This is a genomic window from Streptomyces sp. NPDC002055, from assembly GCF_040296705.1.
Lineage (GTDB): Bacteria > Actinomycetota > Actinomycetes > Streptomycetales > Streptomycetaceae > Streptomyces.
Genome location: NZ_JBEOXS010000122.1, coordinates 1 through 5627 on the forward strand (window position 1 = coordinate 1; position 5627 = coordinate 5627).

Consider the following 5627-nt stretch of genomic DNA (forward strand, 5'->3'; position numbering starts at 1 on the left):
ACTGTCTATTGATTCAAATGAAAAAGTATTATTTTCTTCTGAAATGAATAGCAGGGCTGTGAACATTGCTTTTAAGAATCGTCCAAAAAGAGAGACTGATAGCGAACGTGAATCAATCTTTGCACCCTACTGGGAGGCTTTCACTGAACAGCGAGTATCTGAGACCAGTCGAGAAGCAACGGCGCTTGCAGGAGTGGCTGCTTTATATTCTTCATTTGTCTATTGGAGACAGAATAAATTTAAGTTCAATTTCAAGCAAGTGGAAATGGATAACTTCAGTAGTGATCACTTTGATTTTGACGATGTGCAAATTTATATTATCGAGGAACACATCAAAGGGAACAAGACAATAATCAAAACGGATGAGGTTCAGAAGCTATTGAAAGAAACCTATTACGGTGCTGGAAGTCCTAAACGAAGAAAAGAAGCTCTTGATATTATTGGATATTTTGAAACGGTTCGTACATTTCCAACTTTTGAAGGAAAAAGAAAATCTTTTCGTGTTATTGCAATTGGTAACCCTCAACGTACTGCAAAAGCAGTTGAAGCATTTCTTGAAACAATGTATGAACCACCATAAAAGTGTAATTTAGTTACAAATAGTTATGTTTTTTTGATACTCATAAACAGCTATATAAAAGGATAGTTACAGAAAATACGCAAAATACACTTTTAATATTGAGTAAAATAGTAATTTATTATAAAAGAGTTTGAGTTAATTATACCAATTATGGATACTAGATTTTAATATTCTATATTATATAAAGGAAAAATGTGTAATTAATGTATTTATCGTAACTATGGCTTTATAACAGGGTTTTGAGAGGTTTTAAAAGCGTAATTATTCATAACTATTTTCTTAAATAATATGTAACTATTGTGGTGATTTTAGAAACCAATAGTTAGCAAATGAAAAAAGCTATACCAATTTAGAAAAAGAGGTTTGATAATGAGCTTTAATTTTACAAAGACAGTAGTCTTTACAGTCAATGAAAAAATGCCATTTAATATTCCTTATGATGAAGAGGAATTTGAGAAATTTAGTCATGCACTTTTAGTTGATAAAAATGCGGAGTGGCTAGGTGGCTATTTATTTAACATAAAAAATATTGTTTCAATAAAACGAGTTTAAACATAGGGAGATAAAAAAATGAGCGACAAAGTAATTATGGTTTACACAGTAAATGATGCATCAGCATTTGTCTTTAATCAGACACTGGATAATATGAAAGTCATTGGCAAATGGCAAGATGACCCTGACCAGTTATTTAAACTAGGCACTACCGTATTTAATGGAAGTCATGTTGTGGCGATTAAAGTCGCAAAACGTGGGCCACTTGGTACAGTACCAGAATAATAAAGGAGAAATAATGAGGGTAAGACACCCACCAAAATCAGTTGTTTTAACTAACTTATAAAAACAGCTATCAACCTAATAAACATAGGGAATTACAGGAACTATCAATAGTTCCGATTATAATATATATTTACTAACAAATAAATACAGGAGAAACCACAATGAAAACATTTGAAGAAATTGAAGCAGAACTTATCAATCAAAAGGACGGTAATTTATTGGAAATTGAGAAGTTTAAAAATAATAAAGAAAAAGCGGAAAGAGCCTTAAAAATCGCTAATGATGAATTAATCAAAGCCGAGGAGATCGCTGACTTAGTAGCTTATGATAAAGCAAAGGGGGATATATGGACATCACAACACGCTATTGAATTGTATCAAAAACAGTTAGACAAATTGGAAAGCACTCCATTAGTGACCAAAGATGATTATAATCAATTGGTCTCAGATATTGAAAAGGCTGCCGATAAGTTACAAGATGAGTTGAATATTAAGGGCGCTAAGCTAATGGCAGAACTCAAGTCATTGGCTGATGAATCTAATGCGGTCTACCATAAAGCTGATGAGTTGTTACGTATTGCGCAGTATGATGTTTACAAAGACGCCGATTGTTTAGTAGCGTCAAACGGTACCAGAATAACGCGAGCGGTAGAGTATAAACGAAACAACTCAGTCCGAAATGTTTATAACTTTAAATATCTTGGCAACACATTTCTTGATGATATGAACGCATAATAAAAGGGGGGGACACCATGACAGAAACAATCAAAGACAACAGCCAACAACATACAGGCAATTGGGTTGAGGACATCCGAAAAGGCGCAGAGATTGAACGCAAAGAACTAGAGGAGACGAGCAGACAGCGGAGCAAAGAAGCCTTTGACAAGATGAGAGATAAGGCGAACGCCGAACGTGATGAGATTAATGGATTGATGAAACAAGTTGCCGAAAGAAATTACAATGATAATAAGTTAAAGCGTGACAAAGAAATTGAAACTGCTAAACAAAAAGCTATGCAACAGATTGAATCTGAATATGAAAGCAAGCACGGAGTCGATACCGACAAGACGGAACGAGAAAAGCAAGCATGGAGCAACTTACTAAAAGGTTTATAATTAATAAAAAAATATTTATATTAATTTATTATTTATTAATTTTATTTTTTAAATCTGAAAATATTTTTAAAGAAACTATGGGGGCATAGCCCCCTCCCTCTGGGTCAGCTCGTACTTCACGCCGTCACTGTACATTTTTTCTCGTGTATGTGTTTAACAAGCAGAAAGGAGGAAGAAAAATGAGCGTTATTCGGTGCAAAACTTGCAAAAATTTGTTCAATACCGCCAAGCAAGAAAGATATTGTAGCGAAGAATGTAGAAAAGAAGCTCGTAAGAAAGTTCGTAAAAAATGGGAAACAAAGAATCCTGAATATATGAAAAATTATATGCGAGGATATCGTGAAAAATAGCCTTGTAAGTTTAGTTTCATCGCAATACAAAATATAAAACAAATAAAAAGTCCCCAAAAGGGCTATGATATAATAGTAGTTAAGAAATCAGTTTTTAAAGCCCGTTCTCAGCGGGCTTTTTTGTTATAAATTTTAGGACTAATAATAAAGGTGATACTTACAAGTGTCACCTTGGACCTTGGATGATATGAACTTTAATATATTAATAGAAACGTGTTTTTAGTTAAAGTTGTATGTTGCTCAATTCCCTGTTTTTTATCTTTATGTTATAATTTTGACGAAGGGAAATAGTCTATGAGGAATAATAATTTTTATAAAGTTAATTATATGCAAATTGAAAAACAGATTGTTGAATTGTCTTACCAAATTTCATTTGATGATGAAAATCTATCGAGTAATGTTCACTCATTAAAAATTGCAAACCTTATACTCGAATGTGCAAATCAAATAGAATCTATTGCGAAGGATTTATACTTTGAGAACGGTGGGAAAGGGGCAAGAGATAAGGTATTTTATGATCATGACTGCCTGTTTAAATTGCTAAATGACTGGAAATTACAGAACAGACTCGTTATTCTAACTCTTAATTCATCATCTATAACAAAAAAAGAATTCAAATACTATATGCCTTTCTACCATACTTTAAAAAATGTATTAGTAACTAATAGTAGTGGTGACAAGATTAAAGAAAAAAGACCAAATTATCCATGGAATAAAAGTTACCAAGCTTTAAAGCATGACTATATAAACTCAATAGAGAAGCATGCTACATTAAATAATTTATTACTCATATCTTCTATGCTGTATTTACTAATATGTTATCAAAACTTTAGTAAAATTAAAATGACTAAAAGAAAACCAGAGTTAAAAAATGAAGAATCTTATGTATATAGTAGTGAACTATTCTCATTAGAGACTATAAATTTCGCAACTGTAGAGTCAGTGCTTGATTTCGACACTTACAACCAATACTTTCAAAATAAAATCGAAAATTCTGTTTTAATTACAAGATATTCTGATAAAAGTGCAAAAAAAATATCAAAAAATAATGGCGTAAAAGTTGCTACGGTTATCGTATCTAAGATGGATCCGGGGAAATTAACTCAGTTTGAGGAAATTGAGTATGAAACCGTACTCAACAAAGGTCAAAACATTTATGATTTATAATGTTTTAATAATAGTAATTGTATAAAATTAACATTTTTATAAGATAATAAGATAGGTGTAGATAAAATATGGATGCAGAAATAATCATTAAAAATCTAGAGGCGCATATAAAATTAAAAGATCTTGATTTTAAAGCATATCAATCTTTTGTTGACCAACTTTCAAAACTAACTAAAGAAGAACTTAATTATTATATATTCAAATATTCTAATACTAAGGATAAAAATGAACTAGCACCTACACTTTTTTTGACAATTTCAACAGCTATTACAATAGTTTTAAAAAGTATTGACGTCTTAGATATATCAACGCTAGTGTTTTTGGTTTTTGTATTTGGGATAATTCTTTATTCAATGCATGTAATTAAAGATAATAATAAACAAAAGCAGCTTAACAATAAAATGGTTTTAATTTTAAAAAAAGTTGAAAAAGATAAAAAGTACTAAATAATACCTGATCAAGTGACCAGGTATTTTATATGAGATAATAACAATTTTTATTTAGAAAGTAGACAATTATGCAATGATACCGATTATCCGTTGATTATGACCCGAGAATTAGCAGCTGAATTTATTGGTGTAAGTGGTCCTACATTTGATAAGTATTATCGCTATGAACATAATTTCCCAGTTGTGAAAAACGGAGATGTTGAAGAAGCTTTTCCACGGGACCCAATCATTAAATGGATTGCGGATAATTGGCAATTATTGGAAAAAAGGAGAAAGAGATAGAATACAGTACAAGAAAGCATCTCATTTTCCCAAGGAGTGCTTTTTTGTATTCCTAAAGCTTAGGACTGTGATATGCTTTATCAATTGCAGAATATAATCCATTTATGGGGGGATATATGACAGATTCAAATATTGAAAAAACGCTGATTAATGGAGAAATTGAGCATCCTAAGCAAATCGGAAAAAGAAATTTTACAACAAAAAGACCTAAAATCTATGGAAAATGGAAAGATGGAACTGTTGTTGAATATGCTGACATTAAGAAAAGTGGTAAAGGTTTTAACGGATATAATACACTTTACATGATTTTGGCAGATATTAACCGGGAAGAGGGCAGAATATATACCGACAAATCTTAGGAATAGAAAAACATCAGAAATTTACATGTCGTCAGGAGTTCAAAGAGTAATTTTTACGATTACAACAGCATGGTACGAGTCCCTCCTCAAAAAAAGTGGTATAGTTACTTATTATTAAAGCGTTGATTGTAAATAGACTATTTATATCTTAAAAATATCTTTATCCTATGTTACAATATAGATGAATGGGAGAATAAAATATGAAGTATTTGAATAAATTATTTTCTAGTAATAGAGGAAGAAGTTCCCTTGTTCGGATTGATAAAGGAATGCTTCATTACATAGATAGTTCAGATGTATTTAATAGCGCTACATTACTTTCAATTGTTAAATATATAAATTCCGTTAGAGCTAAGCATAGTTCAAAAAGAATACCTATTTCATTTGAATTTAGTAATGTAAATTTAAAAATTCAAGATAAACTAGCATTCGTAGTATTTGAATGTATATGCTATTCTTTAAAGGAGGAGGGGCGGCAAGTCTATGTCTATTGGAATCCCGTTAATCAAATTCTTACACAAGGGGTAAACTATTCTCCATTGCTGTTAC

The 5627-nt window shown here is 31.3% G+C and carries 11 protein-coding genes; all 11 read left to right on the plus strand.

What is annotated here, in order from left to right; genetic code table 11:
• The coding region (locus tag ABT112_RS34595) for a hypothetical protein (RefSeq protein ID WP_351515770.1) at nt 1-580 on the plus strand (580 nt) is incomplete at its 5' end.
• A gap of 369 nt (nt 581-949) precedes the next feature.
• Complete coding sequence (locus ABT112_RS34600; RefSeq protein ID WP_003132807.1) at nt 950-1132, plus strand: hypothetical protein; 183 nt, start codon at nt 950-952, stop codon at nt 1130-1132.
• 18 nt (nt 1133-1150) lie between these two features.
• Nucleotides 1151-1357 (plus strand): hypothetical protein, encoded by a 207-nt coding sequence (locus tag ABT112_RS34605; RefSeq protein ID WP_011675329.1) that lies wholly within the window; start codon nt 1151-1153, stop codon nt 1355-1357.
• Nucleotides 1358-1518: 161 nt separating this feature from the next.
• Entirely contained in the window at nt 1519-2091 is a 573-nt protein-coding gene (locus ABT112_RS34610; RefSeq protein ID WP_312258059.1) for a hypothetical protein, read from the plus strand.
• 17 nt (nt 2092-2108) lie between these two features.
• A complete protein-coding gene (locus ABT112_RS34615) occupies nt 2109-2471 on the plus strand; it encodes a hypothetical protein (RefSeq protein ID WP_312258060.1) in 363 nt (120 codons plus the stop codon).
• 143 nt (nt 2472-2614) lie between these two features.
• On the plus strand, nt 2615-2821 hold the full coding sequence (locus ABT112_RS34620; RefSeq protein WP_351515771.1) for a hypothetical protein: 207 nt from the start codon (nt 2615-2617) through the stop codon (nt 2819-2821).
• A 327-nt stretch (nt 2822-3148) separates the two neighbouring features.
• Nucleotides 3149-3988, plus strand: coding sequence for a hypothetical protein (locus ABT112_RS34625; protein WP_312257981.1), 840 nt, complete (start codon nt 3149-3151; stop codon nt 3986-3988).
• 68 nt (nt 3989-4056) lie between these two features.
• Nucleotides 4057-4434 carry a hypothetical protein gene (locus ABT112_RS34630; RefSeq protein WP_308857989.1) on the plus strand — a complete coding sequence of 126 codons (378 nt, stop codon included), beginning with the start codon at nt 4057-4059 and terminating at the stop codon, nt 4432-4434.
• Nucleotides 4435-4533: 99 nt separating this feature from the next.
• The gene (locus tag ABT112_RS34635; protein WP_058208103.1) at nt 4534-4719 is read left to right on the plus strand and encodes a hypothetical protein; all 186 of its coding nucleotides are present in this window, start codon (nt 4534-4536) and stop codon (nt 4717-4719) included.
• A 104-nt stretch (nt 4720-4823) separates the two neighbouring features.
• Entirely contained in the window at nt 4824-5078 is a 255-nt protein-coding gene (locus tag ABT112_RS34640) for a hypothetical protein (RefSeq protein WP_351515772.1), read from the plus strand.
• Between the two features lie 200 nt (nt 5079-5278).
• A partial coding sequence (locus tag ABT112_RS34645) for a hypothetical protein (RefSeq protein ID WP_351515773.1) occupies nt 5279-5627 on the plus strand: 349 nt, incomplete at its 3' end.

Bases quoted from the DNA above. Each gene is read 5' to 3' on its own strand.
- ABT112_RS34600 (WP_003132807.1), top strand. From the start codon at position 950: ATGAGCTTTAATTTTACAAAGACAGTAGTCTTTACAGTCAATGAAAAA.
- ABT112_RS34605 (WP_011675329.1), top strand. From the start codon at position 1,151: ATGAGCGACAAAGTAATTATGGTTTACACAGTAAATGATGCATCAGCA.
- ABT112_RS34610 (WP_312258059.1), top strand. From the start codon at position 1,519: ATGAAAACATTTGAAGAAATTGAAGCAGAACTTATCAATCAAAAGGAC.
- ABT112_RS34615 (WP_312258060.1), top strand. From the start codon at position 2,109: ATGACAGAAACAATCAAAGACAACAGCCAACAACATACAGGCAATTGG.
- ABT112_RS34625 (WP_312257981.1), top strand. From the start codon at position 3,149: ATGCAAATTGAAAAACAGATTGTTGAATTGTCTTACCAAATTTCATTT.
- ABT112_RS34630 (WP_308857989.1), top strand. From the start codon at position 4,057: ATGGATGCAGAAATAATCATTAAAAATCTAGAGGCGCATATAAAATTA.
- ABT112_RS34635 (WP_058208103.1), top strand. From the start codon at position 4,534: ATGACCCGAGAATTAGCAGCTGAATTTATTGGTGTAAGTGGTCCTACA.
- ABT112_RS34640 (WP_351515772.1), top strand. From the start codon at position 4,824: ATGGGGGGATATATGACAGATTCAAATATTGAAAAAACGCTGATTAAT.